The organism is Vibrio sp. SBT000027 (genome assembly GCF_963894355.1).
GTDB lineage: Bacteria > Pseudomonadota > Gammaproteobacteria > Enterobacterales > Vibrionaceae > Vibrio > Vibrio splendidus.
On the sequence record NZ_CAWQGD010000004.1, the window covers coordinates 1215213 to 1232528 of the forward strand.

12 protein-coding genes are annotated in these 17316 nt (G+C 43.7%); 7 read left to right on the forward strand and 5 right to left on the reverse strand.

The annotated features are described in order from the left end of the window. Positions 1-187 precede the first annotated feature (187 nt). The 3 genes from AACU28_RS15155 (at position 188) to AACU28_RS15165 (ending at position 3713) form a co-directional block, all read left to right on the forward strand. Positions 188-907, forward strand: a complete 720-nt coding sequence (locus AACU28_RS15155) for a FadR/GntR family transcriptional regulator (RefSeq protein WP_004733531.1) — start codon at positions 188-190, stop codon at positions 905-907. 227 nt (positions 908-1134) lie between these two features. Beyond that, on the forward strand, positions 1135-2997 hold the full coding sequence (locus AACU28_RS15160; protein WP_004733532.1) for a DUF294 nucleotidyltransferase-like domain-containing protein: 1863 nt from the start codon (positions 1135-1137) through the stop codon (positions 2995-2997). Continuing rightward, positions 2997-3713 carry a 3'-5' exonuclease gene (locus AACU28_RS15165; protein WP_017077162.1) on the forward strand — a complete coding sequence of 239 codons (717 nt, stop codon included), beginning with the start codon at positions 2997-2999 and terminating at the stop codon, positions 3711-3713. Before AACU28_RS15160 ends, AACU28_RS15165 begins: the two co-directional genes overlap by 1 nt. Positions 3714-3850: 137 nt before the next feature. Here AACU28_RS15165 and AACU28_RS15170 read toward each other — a convergent pair whose 3' ends face one another. The 4 genes from AACU28_RS15170 to AACU28_RS15185 form a co-directional block, all read right to left on the reverse strand. Then, on the reverse strand, positions 3851-4525 hold the full coding sequence (locus AACU28_RS15170; protein ID WP_065682232.1) for an oligogalacturonate-specific porin KdgM family protein: 675 nt from the start codon (positions 4523-4525) through the stop codon (positions 3851-3853). A 76-nt stretch (positions 4526-4601) separates the two neighbouring features. Continuing rightward, entirely contained in the window at positions 4602-5861 is a 1260-nt protein-coding gene (locus tag AACU28_RS15175; protein ID WP_102450741.1) for an alginate lyase family protein, read from the reverse strand. A 781-nt stretch (positions 5862-6642) separates the two neighbouring features. Further along, on the reverse strand, positions 6643-8196 hold the full coding sequence (locus AACU28_RS15180; protein ID WP_017092961.1) for a methyl-accepting chemotaxis protein: 1554 nt from the start codon (positions 8194-8196) through the stop codon (positions 6643-6645). Positions 8197-8672: 476 nt separating this feature from the next. After that, positions 8673-9281 carry a toxin-antitoxin system YwqK family antitoxin gene (locus AACU28_RS15185; protein ID WP_004733536.1) on the reverse strand — a complete coding sequence of 203 codons (609 nt, stop codon included), beginning with the start codon at positions 9279-9281 and terminating at the stop codon, positions 8673-8675. Between the two features lie 509 nt (positions 9282-9790). Here AACU28_RS15185 and AACU28_RS15190 point away from each other — a divergent pair. Together AACU28_RS15190 and AACU28_RS15195 are read left to right on the forward strand one after the other, a co-directional pair. Continuing rightward, a complete protein-coding gene (locus tag AACU28_RS15190; RefSeq protein ID WP_017092962.1) occupies positions 9791-11563 on the forward strand; it encodes a sodium:solute symporter family transporter in 1773 nt (590 codons plus the stop codon). An 86-nt stretch (positions 11564-11649) separates the two neighbouring features. Further along, the gene (locus AACU28_RS15195) at positions 11650-13266 is read left to right on the forward strand and encodes a polysaccharide lyase 6 family protein (RefSeq protein ID WP_121603154.1); all 1617 of its coding nucleotides are present in this window, start codon (positions 11650-11652) and stop codon (positions 13264-13266) included. 167 nt (positions 13267-13433) lie between these two features. Here the strand turns inward: AACU28_RS15195 and AACU28_RS15200 are convergent, their stop codons facing one another. After that, positions 13434-13961: a peptide-methionine (S)-S-oxide reductase gene (locus AACU28_RS15200; RefSeq protein ID WP_029222391.1), complete on the reverse strand. Its 528-nt coding sequence runs from the start codon at positions 13959-13961 to the stop codon at positions 13434-13436. A 239-nt stretch (positions 13962-14200) separates the two neighbouring features. On the opposite strand from AACU28_RS15200, the gene AACU28_RS15205 reads away from it, so the two are divergent. Both AACU28_RS15205 and AACU28_RS15210 read left to right on the forward strand, forming a co-directional pair. Beyond that, positions 14201-15313 (forward strand): YcjF family protein, encoded by a 1113-nt coding sequence (locus tag AACU28_RS15205; RefSeq protein ID WP_029225580.1) that lies wholly within the window; start codon positions 14201-14203, stop codon positions 15311-15313. Continuing rightward, the gene (locus AACU28_RS15210) at positions 15300-17000 is read left to right on the forward strand and encodes a GTPase family protein (protein ID WP_121603155.1); all 1701 of its coding nucleotides are present in this window, start codon (positions 15300-15302) and stop codon (positions 16998-17000) included. Before AACU28_RS15205 ends, AACU28_RS15210 begins: the two co-directional genes overlap by 14 nt. Positions 17001-17316 lie beyond the last annotated feature (316 nt).

The following is a 17316-nucleotide window of genomic DNA, read 5'->3' on the forward strand; positions in this document are numbered from 1 at the left end:
AAGAACTATTTGTATGAATAAATGGGTATGTTTGGTTTGATGAGGTTAATATTTACAAGATTGTCAAAATAATGCTCTAGCCTATATTGGTAGTGACCTCACGTTATTCTGATACTGAGTTGGTAGAGATATAAATCAGTGTTATAGTACGAATTAAATAATACATATCTAATAAGTAAGTAGACACATGGCTGGTCATTTCAATTCTATTTCAGGCTCTAAGCGAAGCCTTCATGTGCAAGTTGCACGTGAAATCGCTCGTGGTATTTTGTCGGGCAATTTGCCTCAAGGTTCTATTATCCCTGGTGAAATGGCTCTGTGTGAGCAATTTGGTATCAGTAGAACAGCATTAAGAGAAGCGGTTAAGCTTCTTACTTCAAAAGGCCTATTAGAATCTCGCCCTAAGATTGGTACTCGTGTTGTTGACCGCGCGTTCTGGAACTTCTTAGATCCACAATTGATCGAATGGATGGACGGTTTAGCTGACACCGACCAATTCTGCCATCAGTTTTTAGGCTTGCGCCGTGCCATCGAACCTGAAGCTTGTGCGTTGGCCGCTAAATTTGCGACTGCGGATCAACGAATTGAATTATCAGAAATTTTCCAAAAAATGGTGGAGATATCTAGCGAAGAGATTCTTGATAAAGAGCGTTGGCTAGATATTGATATGAAGTTCCATAGCCTAATCTTCAACGCGACAGGGAACGACTTTTACCTACCATTCGGCAATATCTTAACGACTATGTTTGTTAACTTTATTTCTCACTCTTCTGAAGAGGGAAGTACCTGCATTGAAGAACACCGCCAAATTTATGAAGCAATCATGGCGGGGAACAGTGATAAAGCGCGTCAAGCGTCAGCGAGTCACTTGCTAGAAACGAACCACAGGTTACCAATCGCTAGTTAATTGTTTTAAAAAGATTTTCACTTTGAATCTTTGTTGGAACTGGTTCATTGGAACTCAAAGGTACACCAGAAAAGCACGTTTAATACGTGCTTTTTTTGTATCTAAATTTGATGGAAACCTGACTGATGTCCAATATTTGACCTATTCTTTGCTGTTTTGTTAAAACCACTAGCAACCAGTCTTGTTAGTTATATAATAATACTAATCAAATTATTGCGAGTGTGATTATGCCTCAGTCTTTATTACCAAATATTCTTCAGTTTATCGGTCAGATAGACCCATTCGATAAGATCCCTAAAGAAGCGCTGCGTGAACTTGCCTCTAATGTTCAGATCACTTACCTCGGCAAAGGTGATGTGGTTGATCTGTGTGAATCGGGCAAGGAAAAGTCGCTCTATATCATTCGAACTGGCTCTATGGAGCAACGAAAATCGGACGGTGTGCTTCGCGCACGTTTAGGTAGCGAAGACTTGTTCGGTTTTACGTTCTTAGATTCTGAAGTCAACGACGAGAAAGGCTATAGAGCCATCGCAATTGAGAACACCTTGCTTTATGTGATTCCACACTCGGCACTTCAAACGCTTTTCAAAGCTTTTCCAAGTTGCGCAGAACACTTTGCTTCACAGGCTCAGGTTCGTTTGAAGTCGGCATTGGATGTTGTGTGGTCAAATAAAGAGAAAGGCTTGTTCATTCGTAAGGTTGAAGAAGTGGCAAGCGGGCAGGTAGCCATTGTTAAGTCTGAGCAAACCATCCAATCGGTAGCGGTGGAAATGCTTCATCAACGCTCGCCATGTGCGGTGATCTATGAGGGTGAAACCATTGTTGGTTTGATTACCGACCGTGACATGACTAAGCGAGTGATCGCTCACGGTGTCAGTACTGATAGCCTGATCTCAGAGGTAATGACACACTCTCCACTCACAGTGAAACCCGATGATTTAGTGCTGCATGCTGCATCTATCATGATGCAATTCAATATCCGTAACTTGCCCGTTGTGAAAGAAAATAAGGTCGTTGGTCTCCTCACCACGTCTCACTTAGTTCAAAACCACCGTGTCCAAGCGATCTTCTTAATCGAGAAAATCAAATACGCGGGCAGTGTGAAAACCATGTCTTCGTTTACCCCAGAGCGACAAGCTATTTTTGAAGCGCTGGTGGAAGGCAAGGTTGCACCGGAAACCGTCGGTAAGGTAATGACCATGATCATGGATGCCTACACCCGCCGATTGATTCAGATCGCGATTGATAAGTTAGGCCCACCACCGTGTGATTTCTCTTGGATCGTAGCGGGATCGCACGCGCGTAACGAAGTTCACATGCTGTCGGATCAAGACAGTGCGATTGTACTGGCTGATGATGCGACAGACAGTGACCGTATTTATTTCAAACACTTAGCGATGATGGTGACCAACGGGTTGGCAAGCTGCGATTACCCGTTATGCCCAGGAAAATTCATGGCAGCGACGCCAAAATGGTGTCAGCCACTCAATGTTTGGAAGCACTACTATAAAAAGTGGGTTGCCAACCCTGAGTATGAACGCCTACTCAACATCAGTGTGTTCCTAGAGATCCGTACTATTTATGGCAACAGTGAGTTCGAAGGCATTCTTCGTGATGAGCTGCATACCAATATTCGCGGCAACCGTGAGTTCCTAAGTACGCTCGTGAAAGATGCGGTCAATACCAATCCACCTTTGGGTATCTTCAACAGCTTGGTGTTAGAGAAATCGGGTGAGAACAAGAAAACCTTGAACGTGAAGAAATACGCCATCAACCTGATTATTGATTTAGCGCGTATTTATGGTCTCGCAGTGGAGTGTGACTTGTCGGCCACTGATGAACGCTTTGCGGCAGCCAATGAAAAAGGCATGCTGAGCGACGACGCATTCAAAAACATTCTAGGTGCTTACCAGTTCATTCTCTCTTTCCGATTCGGTCATCAACTTGAAGCGTTGAAGAACGGAGATGTGCCCGACAACAATATCAATCCAGATAGCTTTGGTAGCTTTGAGCGTAAACACTTGAAAGATGCCTTTAGGATCATTGCTGACCTTCAAGAAGCGGCGAAAATTCGTTTCGGAGCGCGCTAATGAAATCGTTTTTAAATTACTTTCATCCGCTTGAGCGAATTAAACGTAAACGTAAGCAATATCTGGGAACGGTTAAGTTGCCAGAAGCGTTACATGATCTCGTAGATCAGCCTTGCCCTGAAATGACGGACTTGGCCAAAGACAGTGACTATATCGTGCTGGATCTTGAGACCACGGGTCTAGACAGCGAACAAGATCTGATTTTGTCCATGGGTTGGGTCGATGTGGTCAAGGGGCGAATAGACTTAGCGTCCGCCAAGCATATTTACCTGGATAACGATTCGCAGATCAACGCCGAAACCGCCGTGATCAACCATATTACACCGCAAATGTTAGAAGAGGGCGCTTCTATTCATGATGCGATGCTGACGTTCTTCGAAGCTGCGAAAGGCAAGATTATTGTCGCGCACGCTTGCATGGTAGAAGAGAGGTTCATTAGCCAATATCTTCTTCGTTGCTATGGTTTACGAGCGATTCCTCTGCTTTGGCTAGACACATTGTGTATCGAAAAGAGTATGGAGAAAGCGATCAGCAATCATGAAGAAGTGGATTTGACTCTAGCAGGCACTCGCGAAAGATACGGGCTTCCTGAATACAACAATCATAATGCGCTTGCTGATGCAGTATCAACTGCGGAATTGTTTTTAGCTCAGCAGAAGCGAGTTGTGCCTAACGATGACGTGACAGTTGCATTTCTCTATCGGATCAGTCACTAGGGTGAGGAGCGTTAAGTACTCGCTCTTATTTGAATGAATTGATTTGAAAGAAGAAAAGCCAGCGATTAAGCTGGCTTTTTTTTAGGTCTTAGAAAATTAGGACAGTAATTATCTTAGATTATTTATATAGCTATCGATTAGAAGCTGTAAGTAATACCTACACGGCTACGTAATTGACGGTCACGGCTGTCTTGAACGTTACCTAACTCAACGTATGGACGCCAGCTCCAGTCAGCCTCTTTGTAGCCCACTTTAAAGTTGTAATCCCACTCGTTGTCAGCACCACCGCCGCCAGTCCACTCGTTGTCAATGAAGTCTTCTGCGTAGTTAGCTTCAAAGCCGAACTGCCATGCATTCCAGTTGTAATCGATGTTACCTGTAACTTTACTGCGGTTCTTATTCTCGTTTGAAGAGTCAGATGTGTAGTCACGGAACTCGTGACGGTAGCGAAGTTTCGCCTTTAGGCCTGATTCGAAAGAGTATTGAACACGTACTTGCGGTTTGTAGGTTACGCTATCAGAACCAAACGTTACTGGCATACTTGGTTGAATTAACCAGTGCTCGTTAAGCTTGAATTTGTAACCGTATTCGAACTCGTTGTCTGCCGCTTCCCACTCAGAGAAAGGCTTACCTTTTTGCTTCATTTCAGCGCCGAAGAAGTGGTTATCGACAGAACCGCTCATCTTGATACGACTTGCCCAGTCTTCTGAGCCATGTTTGTACTCTTGGCGCGCGTCGAGTGATGCGGCAGACACGCTGCCTGCGAAAAGAGTCGCTAATACTGCAAGTGTTACTTTATTCGTTTTTATCATTGTTATTGTTTCCACTGTATCTAAATAAAAAGGGGTTACTAAAGGGCCAACGTTGAGCCCTTTGTTGTATTTGGGATTATAGTTTTGGGTAAAGTAGTTCTACGTCTCGTTGAGCCCACACTTCAGCTAGCTGCTTCTTGACTGTGAATTCACTGAAATCGGTCTCTGTTGCTAGTTTTACCCATTCAGGGTTTTCCATAGCTACGCCAGCTTTCAGGTAAAGCGGAGTCATACGTTCAACGCGACGACGTTCGTCTTTCTGTGTGTATGGCCACTCTTTCGATAGGTCGTTGTAATCAGCCATTAGCTGAATACCTGTGTCTAAAGAACCGCCTTTCTTATTGGTGTAGTTCCAAAGATCGATACCGACCTTGTCACCGATCTGAGCCATACCGATCAATGGATCTAGGCTGAAATAGTGGTAGTGGTAAGCACGCGTGCGCTCGATTTCATGAGGCTGAGAGCCGTCTTTTTCGAATTGAGTGTCGATACGCATCTTGCCTTTTTGAACCATTTGCTTAGCAAGCGTTTCGTTACCAATAAAGTAAGAAACACCTGCAACTTGATAGTCGTACCAAGTACCGTGGTTGTTTTCTGCGTAAGCTTCGCCTTTAGGACCGCCAGATAAATCATCGATGATCAACCAATCCAAGTATTCGCTGTACCATTGGGTGATTTGTGTTTCGTCAGACTCTGACCAGGTAGGTGATTGAGACAGAATAGCGATTGAATCTAACATGCGATCAGTCAGCGTTCTTGTATCGATGATTCCACCGCGGCGACCTTCTGCTACACCAGGAACACCTTGTCCGTAGTTCACGTTCGGGTTCATCTTGGTGTCTTCGTTGAAGAACCAAGTTCTTATGTATTCGATACCTTGCTGAGCATATTTTTCGTCTTGGCTAAAATAGTAGGCGACCGCTAATGCACGAACAGAACGGGTGAAGTGTCCAATACGTTTTGAGTCAGTTTCGTCAGTTTTTGATGCTGGGTTTGTTTTTCCGTCATGGCGAATCCATGGAAGCCCATCTTCTTTTGATTCATCAGGCCACCAGTATGGGCTGATGCTCATGTAATCGTTCTTACTGCCACTTGGCGGAACCATTCCTTTATCAGCAACGCTAAAAGGACCATCGTTCATTGCTAGGTCGGCTTCTTCAATAAGCTTTGTGTACGCGTCTTTCATTGATTCAGAAGCATTGTCTGATTGAAGAAGAGTACGGTTCGCTTCTAATGTTGCTTCGTCTAAGAAAACGAATTCAGCGGCTATAGCCTGAGAACCAAAGGTGATAGCACCAATACAAGCAGCAAGATGTAGGAGTCGAGGGGCTTTCATATTTACGCCTTTTGTTTTGAGTTAAAATAATACAAATATGCTAACGATTTGAAGGCGCATGATCTGTGAATTGGATCGTGTTGTGGGGACAAAACCACTATTTACAAAGGGTTACAAAGTCAGTTTTCCTTGGTAAGCGTTTGATTTTTAGTGTTTTATTTGTCTGTTGATAATGATTTTTAAGGGTTTTGTTCATCAATAAATGTGCGCTACAGCAAAAAATTGAATCTTTAGATGTCATTTTTATTTGTAATACATTATTATTTACTAACTTTCTGTAGCAACACATAACTTTGCTGTGTTGATTGCATGAACTGACGCTGCGAAGCGGATAAGTAAGAACGATTTAAAGGCTAAATGGTTAGAAAGGAAAAATGGCTAGAAGCCAAAATACTTTAAACCGCTAGGCATTTGTTTTAGGTGTTATAGAGCTCGGCCAGAGATGATTTGAAATGTAGTAGGCAAGGCAGTGACATAGCCTGCTATATAGATATGAACTTGATAGGAATGAACTTGATAGGAATGAACAGGGTTCGAATGGTTACCCGTTGTTCTTATTAGTGACAAAGAAGAAATCGTTGAAGTGCTTGCGAAAGCATTTTGATTATTGCTCCCAACTATTCTAATTATAACTTCTGCTTTCGTTTAGAAAGGTAGGAGACGGTAGTCGAAGATCTACCCTTGCGCTCATGTTGATACAGGCAACATGAGCGTTTTTTTATCTGAAATTTGAGTAGAGAATAGTTTGATAAGCAAAAACGTGTAATCCGCGGCTTAAGAGCTAAGCTTTTAGGTTGATGACAGCGCGTTCAAGTGAGTCTGTTTGTTCTACTACTGAAGTTGCAGAAGCGGCGTTTTTTGAAGCGCTCGTTACATTCGTCAGTGTCAGCTGTTTAATGGCATCTACGTTTTCGATGATCTCTGACGTAACTTCACTTTGCTCCTTCATAGCATTGGAGACTTCTAAACTGTTATTTAGAATGGTTTCCATGTCTGCGATAACCGATGTGATTCTTGAATGTGCCTTCTCACAAGAGTCGACACTGCTGTTACCTTTTTCACAACAATTTTGAATCGTGTTAACCACCATTTGGGTTTGATCTTGAACCCCTTGAATAATGGTTGAGATCTCTTCGGTTGAAAGCTGTGTTCTGCCAGCCAAGGTTCTCACTTCATCGGCGACGACCGCAAAACCACGACCTTGCTCTCCAGCGCGCGCTGCTTCAATAGCGGCGTTCAAAGCGAGTAGGTTGGTTTGTTCAGCAATGTCTTTAATCACTTCTAGTACGGTATTGATCTTTTCTGAGTGCACAGAAAGGCGATTCACTTCTTCACTCGCACTCACTAAGTCAGTTGAAAGCGTATTGATTGTGTCTCTGGTGAAGGCCACATCGTTCAGGCCATCATTTGCCGTGGAGAAGCTGGTTTGTGCATTTGCTGATGCATTTTCACTATTGGTCGCAACACTTTGGATATTGCTGCCCATTTGATTTATCGCGGTCGCAATATTTTCTGTTTGTCGTTGCTGCTTGTTTAAAGCGCTTTCCACTTCTATGCCGTCGTGTTGCAACTGGTTCGAAATGTTGCCGAGCTCTTGGATCGACCCTTGTACTTGACCAACAAGTTGACGAATATCTTCTAATACGGTGTTAAATGACTTGGCAATATCCGCAATTTCATCTGAACCGCTGTCTTCCGCTTTAACGGTAAAGTCACGTTGTTGGGATACGTGCAACATGGTTGCGTTTAACGAGGCTATCTTCTTAGCGACACGCGATGAGATCCCAAAGGACAGTGCGATCAGTAATCCAGTGACGGCGATTACGGAACTCACAATAAACGTAGTGATGGTTTGTTGAATCGATTCGACCTGTTGTTCTAAACGACCTTCAACGCCGGTAAATATCGAGATGATATCTTCAAACAGCATTTTCATTTCTGATTTCAGTTCGCTGACCTTTGCTGGGTTGCGTTCTATCGCGTCTACCATCAAGGAAAAATCTTTGTCGTATTGTTTTACTTCTCGATTCAGTTTGTCTAACTCAGGCACCGCTATGTCTGACTCTTCAAGTAAAACAGAGAAGCTATTCATCAACTGTTGGAAGTGTGAATACTCTTTGGCGAATTTAGGCTTGAGGGCTTTGTCGTGGCTGATCAGAAACTCTAGTTCCGTTCGATTTAGTTGAAGCATCGAAACTTCAAGCGACTTCACCTTGATCAGGGTTTTCTCAAGTTTGATCAGCTTTAGGTTTGCCATTTCAGTGAATGAGACGACAACCAATAACGAAATAATGGATAAACAAGCAAGGCTAAAAAGGGAGGTTTTAATTTTCATAGGCAGGCACCAAAGCAAAACAATATGACTCAACAACGTATTTGGGAATCTCGTTTCTCTTATTTGCGTGATCAGTAGCTTACAAGCGGATAACTGGGATCTGACTCGCAACGGAAACGTTTGCTTACAGTATTTTATGGAAAGGTTATGCGCAAGTTAAATATTTATTATTTTCAATGACTATTGGTGATTGTTTTATCACTAGATGGAGTGCTGTAAATAATAACGAGAGACTGAGGTATAGTCGGACCCAAGTGATGAGGGGAAGTGGTAGAGAAAAGAGCAAGTGAAAAAGCCACGAACATTCACGCTTAGTCACATGAATGCTCGTTTCTCTTCTCTTGTCTTCTCTTGTTGTGTCTCTTGCTCTTGTCGCTTAATTGCAGACGGGTTAGCAGCAGACGGTTAGCTGCAGGCGGATTCGCAGCAGTCGTTTATATGTATGAGACTAACCCTGTGAGAGCCGTTTTTTAGTATTAGCTTTCCGTCGGCATCCAAACCTGTTTAGACGTGACTTTGTGGTCTTTAAAGGTCAGTTCTTCAACCTTGTCTCCGTTAGTATTCCAGCGAGTGAGTTTCCCGTTTGCTACTTCGCCTTCATCAAATTTCGCTTGGCTGGCCTTATTGCCATTAGGGTAGTAGTCCGTTACCAATCCATCTTTTTGTCCGTCACTGAATTCGGCTGTTAGGCTTTGTTCGCCATTCGGATACCAGCGAGAGGCAACACCCGACAGCTCATTGTCTTTATAGTTGAGCTCCGCTTTTTTCTGTCCGTTTGGATACCAGGTCTCGGCCTTACCTTGCAGTTCACCTTTAACGTAATTCACTTTAGAAGCAACTTGGCCATTTGGGTACCAGTTGGTTTCTAACCCAAGTTCTAGGCCATCGGCAAATTGAGCTTGGGTCGCGACTTGGCCGTTATCGAACTTCTCTTCAAATTGACCAGTAAAGGGTTTTGAGTGGTTTACTTGATAAGCCACACCTTTGCGCATTTGTAAGTAGTCAACAGCATCATCGCTGGTGGCTGCATAGCTCATAGAAGATACCGTACTAAGAGCAATTAAGATTGGAACGTATTTCTTCATAATGACACCTTTTTAATGGACGAGGGGAAAGTGTAACTGGTGTGTTAAAAGCATTTCACTTCCGAGAACCACTGTCAGTATCTAATAGTGGTTTTCAAGTTTTCATTATTGGCTACCTAATATAGGGAACTTTTAAAAGCAAATTTCCAATTCTATTTGTACTACAAATGTGTTGGTTTGATTCATTTTTATAAATTATATCTAACGATATTTTTGCTGTTCTTCTTTGAGCTTTGATCGTGACAAATAATAGTTTTTGTCGATAATTATTCGTTTTTTAGAGGGTTAGTTCATGTTTTTCGGGGTTTTTGTCGAAATCCACTACGGATGGCTGCACTCACTTGAGGAATTATGCTCGTAGGTGGTGCAACTTTGAACTCGATCACTTGTATGATTAATTGAGTGTCAGACTGTAAGATCACTGTCACGCATTTGGATTATTGTAGTACAAATGTACTTGCCATCTATCTATAGTGACCTCAACAAAAAACATAAATAAAGGTCTCAAGATGGAACTCAATACCCTGATAGTTGGCATCTACTTCCTATTCTTAATTGCAATAGGGTGGATGTTCCGAACGTTTACAAGTACGACGAGTGATTACTTCCGTGGGGGAGGTAATATGCTGTGGTGGATGGTAGGTGCAACCGCATTTATGACCCAGTTCAGTGCGTGGACATTTACTGGTGCAGCAGGTAAAGCCTTTACCGATGGTTTTGCCGTAGCGATTATCTTTATCGCGAACGCATTCGGTTACCTAATGAACTACCTTTACTTCGCTCCGAAGTTCCGCCAACTGCGCGTTGTGACGGTTATTGAAGCGATTCGTATGCGTTTTGGTAAGGTGAATGAGCAAGTGTTTACTTGGTCTGGCATGCCAAACAGCGTTATTTCCGCAGGTATCTGGTTGAACGGCCTTGCGATCATCGCATCGGGTATCTTCGGCTTTGATATGACAACGACGATTGTCCTAACGGGTCTGGTTGTACTGGTGATGTCAGTAACGGGCGGCTCTTGGGCGGTAATCGCATCTGACTTTATGCAGATGGTTATCATCATGGCAGTGACCGTAACGTGTGCTGTAGTAGCGGTCTACCACGGTGGCGGTGTTACGCAAATCATCAATGATTTCCCAACCGATTCATTTATCACCGGTGATAACCTTAACTACCTAAGTATCTTCAGCATCTGGGCGGTGTTCATCTTCTTGAAGCAGTTCAGTATCACCAATAACATGCTGAACTCTTACCGTTACCTTGCAGCGAAAGACTCAAACAACGCACGTAAAGCAGCACTGCTTGCTTGTGTACTAATGACACTGGGTCCAATCATTTGGTTCATGCCTTCATGGTTCATGGCAGGTCAAGGTGTTGATTTAGCAGCAGCTTACCCAGAAGCTGGCAGCAAAGCCGCTGATTTCGCTTACCTATATTTTGTTCAAGAGTACATGCCGGTTGGTATGGTTGGCCTTCTGATTGCCGCGATGTTCGCAGCAACAATGTCTTCAATGGACTCTGGTCTAAACCGTAACTCAGGTATTTTTGTTAAGAACTTCTACGAGCCGATTCTTCGCCCTAAAGCGACAGAGAAAGAGCTAATGGTTGTTTCTAAGCTAACGTCTACTTTCTTCGGCATCGCGATCATCTTGGTTGCTCTGTTCATTAACTCTCTTAAAGGTCTGAGCCTTTTCGACACCATGATGTACGTGGGCGCATTGATCGGCTTCCCTATGACGATTCCAGCATTCTGTGGCTTCTTCATCCGTAAAACACCGGATTGGGCAGGTTGGGGCACGCTAGTTGTAGGTGGTGTGGTTTCTTACTTCGTTGGTTTCGTTATCACAGCGGACATGATTCAAAACTGGTTCGGTCTAAACGAACTAACTGGCCGTGAGTGGGCTGACCTGAAAGTGGCTATCGGCCTTATCGGTCACATCGTATTTACTGCTGGCTTCTTCGTTCTTTCAACATTGTTCTACAAGCCATTACCGGAACACCGTGAGAAAGATGTCGACAAGTTCTTCAACAACCTAGCGACACCATTAGTTGCTGAGAGTAATGAACAGAAGAAACTGGATAACAAGCAACGTCGTATGTTGGGTTCACTTATCGCGGTAGCGGGTGTGGGCGTAATGACTATGTTTGTACTGCCAAACCCAATGTGGGGACGCATGGTATTCGTTCTGTGTGGTTTGATTGTGTTCTCTGTCGGCCTGTTACTTGTTAAAGCGGTCGATGACAAAGTCGAGCAACAAGACGAAGTAACTCCAGCCGAAGGCTAATTTAATACGCATCCTAAATAACATCACGGCCACCTAAATGGGTGGCCGTCATTTTTTATAATCCAAACTTTAACGTGAGATGTACGATGAACAAAAAACTATTATCGGTAAGCATTATTAGCGCGTTCACGCTCGCTTTTGCAACTGGCTGTACAACCCAAGAAAAAACAGCACCCGCAGTCAGTGTCGCTGAACAAGCTGCGCCAGCTATTAGCGAAATCGACCGTAGTTACCTGTTGAGCAGTGACCGCTTAACTGAGGTCGATGGCGACACTTTAGCCGTTGCTTCAGAAGAACAAGTGGCTGCACTTAAAGCACAATTTGAAAACCTAAAAGATGGCGACGAAGTGGTGATCCCTGCTGGTAAATACGCGAACTTAGGTCAAGTGACTATCACGGCGAGTGACATCACCATTAAAGCCGAACAAGCAGGTTCTGCGTGGTTAACTGGCCTAGTTCAATTTGAACTGAAAGGCGATGACATCACGCTTGATGGCCTAGTGTTTACCGAAGGCGGTCCAAACGAAAGGTTTGGTGCAGTACGTATGATGGGTAATGGCAACACGCTTCAAAACTCAACATTTTACTACTTCAACCACGCTTATGAATATCAACCAGATGAGCGTCGTTCTGAATACCCAAGATACCTGTGGGTTTCTTTGTGGGGTAAAGACGGTAAAGTCATCAACAACCGTTTTGAAGGTAAGCAAAAACGCGGCACGTTGATTGGTGTGCAAAAAGATGACACGTCAGACAACCATCTAATCGCAAATAATATCTTCATGGATCAAAAGCCTAACCAGTTCAATGAATTCGATATCAAAGAGGCGATTCGTTACAACGGCAACAGCTGGGAAGCACTTCGTATTGGTGATTCAAAATCTTCTCAGTGGGACTCTAATTCAAAATTCGTTAATAACTTGATGATCGACATGGATGGCGAGCGCGAGCTTGTCTCAGTTAAGTCGGGTGGCAACACAATTTCTGGTAATACAATTTTTGAAAGTTCAGCTTTGATTTCTTTGCGTCATGGCAAAGGAAGTAGCGTTGAAAATAACATTATTCTAGGTAATAAAAAGAACTTAACGGGTGGTATTCGAATCTACGACGAAGACCATGTTATCCGTAATAACTACATTGCAAATACTCGTGGACGTGACGGTGTGATTGAAGGCAATGCTGACCTACGTGGCGGCATTGTTATTAATACCGGCATTATCGACGTAGCGAATGGTGAGCAGCTAGATCAGTCAGTGAAGGGCAAAGAGCTGAACAAGCAATGGACGCCGAAAAATATCACCATCGAAAATAACTCTCTAGTCGACACTGAGTGGGGCATTATCTATGGCAACCAAACTCACCGTGTTAGCCTGTTCAATAATGCGGAAGTTGAAAAGATTTATGCAGGTGTTGATGTGGCGTTCAAACACAACGTGGTTGATAACTCGCAATCTCCTGAGTTTGTCAGTGTGCGTGCAACGCAAGATTACCCGCTAATGGGCGCAACGTATGACAATGAAACATATGTTGGCCAAGTGACAGCATCTGAGCAGATCTCGAGCTTCTCTGTTGAGTTGCCCGCAATGACAGTTACTAACGGTATTAACGCTTACCAAGGTGAAGGCGCAGATGTGTCTAAACTTGCGGTCGTGACGGCTGAAACCGCGGGTCCGAACTACATGCTCGAGAATACGACTAAGTAAGTTATTGGTTATTGGTTATTGGTTATTGGTTATTGCTTAATGGCTTGAGCTATCAAACCAATTCACGATAGCTGTCTTGGCCATTAGCACTTAAAAAGCCTCAACGGGTAATATCTGTTGAGGCTTTATCGATCTTAGGTCGTGACTATCTCGATCTTACGTCGTGACTACTGTGATTTATACTTATGCAGCAGATCCCAAGGGATATGACATAAGTGGTGATCTTCAGGGAAGTGACTTAAGTGATGCTGATGGATATCATCACTCGCGACATAGTGAGTTAACGGTAATATCTCGAGTGCGATACGGTCTGCGTCGTCACGAGAGGCAATATAGTGTTTAGCTTCGGTTAAGTGTTCTGCGTTAGTGCTGTATACGCCTGTGCGGTATTTCTCTCCGACATCGACACCTTGTTGATTCACGCTGTAAGGGTCGATAATCTCAAACAAGTGTTCCATCAAAATCATTACAGACGTAACGCTTGGATCAAATTCAATTTGTACGCATTCTGCATAGCCATCGTAATCGCTTTGTGTGCCATTGCATTGCGTGCTATCGCATTGTGTCGACCCGTTTTCTGTTAGCTGGGCGCTTCCATTGGCACGGCCTGCTTCTGTGCTGATAACACCAGGAACGTACTTAATAAATTCCTGTACGCCCCATAAGCAACCGCCAGCTAAATAAATTTGTTCCATACTTACCTTTTACTTCTCTGTGTTTGTTAATGTTCGTTCGATGCGTGAATCAATACGATGATACCCGCACGTATAAAAAAGCGTCTATAAAAATGAGCGCGCAAATAAAAACAAGCGTTTAGGTATTGTAAACCTGTGCGACTGAACAAACATAAGTTTAATATGATTTGTGATTATATAAGTCAGTATTGCTTTGTCATCAACTCGAATCTCAACATCAAGTGAGCGTTACTCTAAACATGTTTGATCAAATAAAAGACTTCATCAATCCGAGCAAGAACCCCGATCTCACTCAGGCCCATGAATACCAGCGTCAGCATCTGCCAACATTGTGGCTGTTGGGAAAAACGGGGGCGGGCAAGTCATCGTTTATTCAGGCGGTGACTGGCGACTCTTCTGTTGAAGTGGGCAATGGTTTTGCACCTTGTACCATGACGGCGATGTCTTACGAATTCCCACAAGACAAACCCGTGATGCGCTTTCTCGATACCAGAGGACTAAGCGAAGCGAATTATGATGCGAAAGAGGATCTGGAAGAGATTGGTCAGGCAGGTAATGCATTAGTCGTTGTAATGAAAGCCGACGAACCTGAACAATCCTCAGTGCTTGCGGCTCTAAAGCAGATTAAGAAACAGAAGAAAATTAAACACTTGCTGCTTGTTCATACTGCAGTGTTGTCTTCCGGTGAAACAGATCGAGCAAGGCAGGTTCAGTTCAACACCAACCAAGTAGAGAAGGCTTGGGGTAAAGAGTTTGAATCCGTCGCGGTCGATTTCGAAACGGATGACTCGAGCAATAACAGTGGTTCAATTTACAACTATGACATCTTGTTAGAAAAGCTGACCAGTATTCTTCCTGTTATTGGAATGATGGTGCAAGACAAAGAGCACTCCACTCAAGAAGAAGCCAACTTTGATCAAGTAGAAAACGAAGTGCTTTGGTATGCGGGAAGTGCGGCAGCGAGCGACCTGATTCCGGGTGTTGGGTTGGTGTCGGTACCTGCGATTCAAGCGAAAATGCTTCATAGCTTGGCGAATCAATATGGGGTCGAGTGGAACAAGAGAGTCTTCAGTGAGTTGATAGGCACTCTGGGAAGCAGCTTTGCGTTGCAATACGGAATGAAGCTGGGCACTCGACAGTTGATAAAGCTGATTCCAGTTTATGGTCAAACGGTAGGGGCAGTGGCTGCAGCGGCAATGAGTTTCGGCACCTCTTATGGTTTAGGTCGCGCGGCTTGTTTTTACTTCTATCATAAGAACAAAGGCGAAGAAGTGTCTGAACAAGAGATGCAGAAGATCTACAAAGAATCCCTGAAAAAAGGTAAGGCGGCGTCGGGCTATGAAGAAAATTAGAAACCTATTTCGATTACTGGCGGTGCTATCGAGCGGCCGTTGGGGTATTGCTCTTATTTTGGCCATCTTCCCAAGCATTATCATGATGGGCTTTGGTGTGTTCTTGGCGATCAAATACGGTTACCTACTCGAAATGTCGATTGCCATTGCCGTGAGTACCTTGGTGTTCACCATTCCTTTGTTTATTTCTAGCCGTTCTTCTCGCGATTCTTCAAGCCGCTCTTCACGCCGATCTTCAAGTACGGAGCCCTTCTCAAATAAAGAGAGCGACGGCCTTGGCGAAGATGCTTCTGAATCTGAATCACAACATAACAAAGCTGATATCAACGATGCATTGGTTAAGGCTTCGACTGATTGGTCTCAAAAAGAACTGTCGATCTGGAATGATTCAAAACACCATGTACGCCAACAATTAATGATCGACATCGAATGGGGCAACCTAGACCAAACCGGTTTAGAAGTACTTGAGTTTGTGGCGAAAAAGTTTGATAAGAAATCGCTCGACTTCTCGATTCCTGAAGGGCTAAAGCTGTTCGAAGAGGTAAGCCGACGCTACAAACTGGTAGTGCGAGAGCATATACCGGGCATTGAGTATCTCAAGGTTTCTTACATCAAAGCGGGCTACGAAGCCTATGACAAATATGGCGAGCTAGGGCAGAAGATCGTTAAGGCCGCTATTTGGGGAAATCACCTCAAAAACCTCTATTTGAACCCGTTAAAAGTTGTTTCTGATTTAGGTAGAGAGCAAGCGACATCTTCAATGACAAGAGGTGTGGTTGATGACATGCAATACGCCGCTAAACAAGCCTTATTAGATGAAGTTGCGGCGGTGGCGATTGATCTCTATAGCGGACGTTTCAGCATTGAAGATGAAGCACTTAAAGCATCCGATGTGTCTGAACTCGACGAACAACGCTTTGCTCCTGAATTAGAGCCTGTGCGAATCGTGCTGGTGGGGCAAACCAGTTCTGGTAAATCTTCGCTTATCAATGCGCTTAAGCAAGAGTTGGTAGCTGAAGTGGATGTACTGCCATCAACCGACACTTCAACGGTTTACAACGCGTTTGTCGACGACAATGATGTTCGCGTGGTTGATCTTCAGGGGCTTGATGGCAATCCTAAAACCGAAGCCTTAATGCTGAAAGAGATGACCCAAGCCGATGTGGTGCTATGGGTGCTTAAAGCCAATCAATCTGCACGTGATTTGGATAAGCAATTGAAAGATAGATTTGATGCTTTCTATGACGATCCTAAGAACATCTCACGCAAGAAGCCGATTGTGGTGTCGGTTGTGAATCAGGTAGACAGATTAAAGCCTGTAGACGATTGGCAACCACCGTATGACTTAGAGAATCCAACATCGACCAAAGCAAAGATCATTGCTCAAGCGCTCGAATACAATCATATATTGCTGCAAACCGATATCGTGTTACCGCTGGCGATTGCGCCAGAAAAGGTACAGTTTGGTTTAGATACTTTAAGGCAGACGTTGATCGAGCGTATCGCTGACGCAAATAACGTTCAGAGAAATCGCCAACGTTTAGAAGCCATGAAAAGAGGCACGTCGGTTAAAGGCCAACTGAATAAAGCGGTCAAGGCGGGTAAGAAGGTTGCCCCCAGTGCATTGAAAGCAGCGACGCCAAAACTGGCTGAAATGGCCATCAAGCAAGTCGTGAAGAAGAAGTAAGTTATTCACTGCGAATACGGTTCTGGTGAGGTTTGAGCCTCATCAGAGCTTATCTTTTTAGCTCACTAGATTCCTAGAAGATAGCTTTTTAGAAAACAGCCACCTTCATCCTATATCGGATAAGCATTGAATTTAAAAATGTCCGTTATTATTAAGTAACTCGCTGAACTAGTTTAATAGTATATAAACGGCTGTGATTCACAGTTTATATAACACGCTATCGTATTTAATTATCATTCTAAATGTTGATCACATTTATACTTTTCTAAGCTGTATTTATAAAACAATTGCACTATATTTAAATTTCGGATCATCT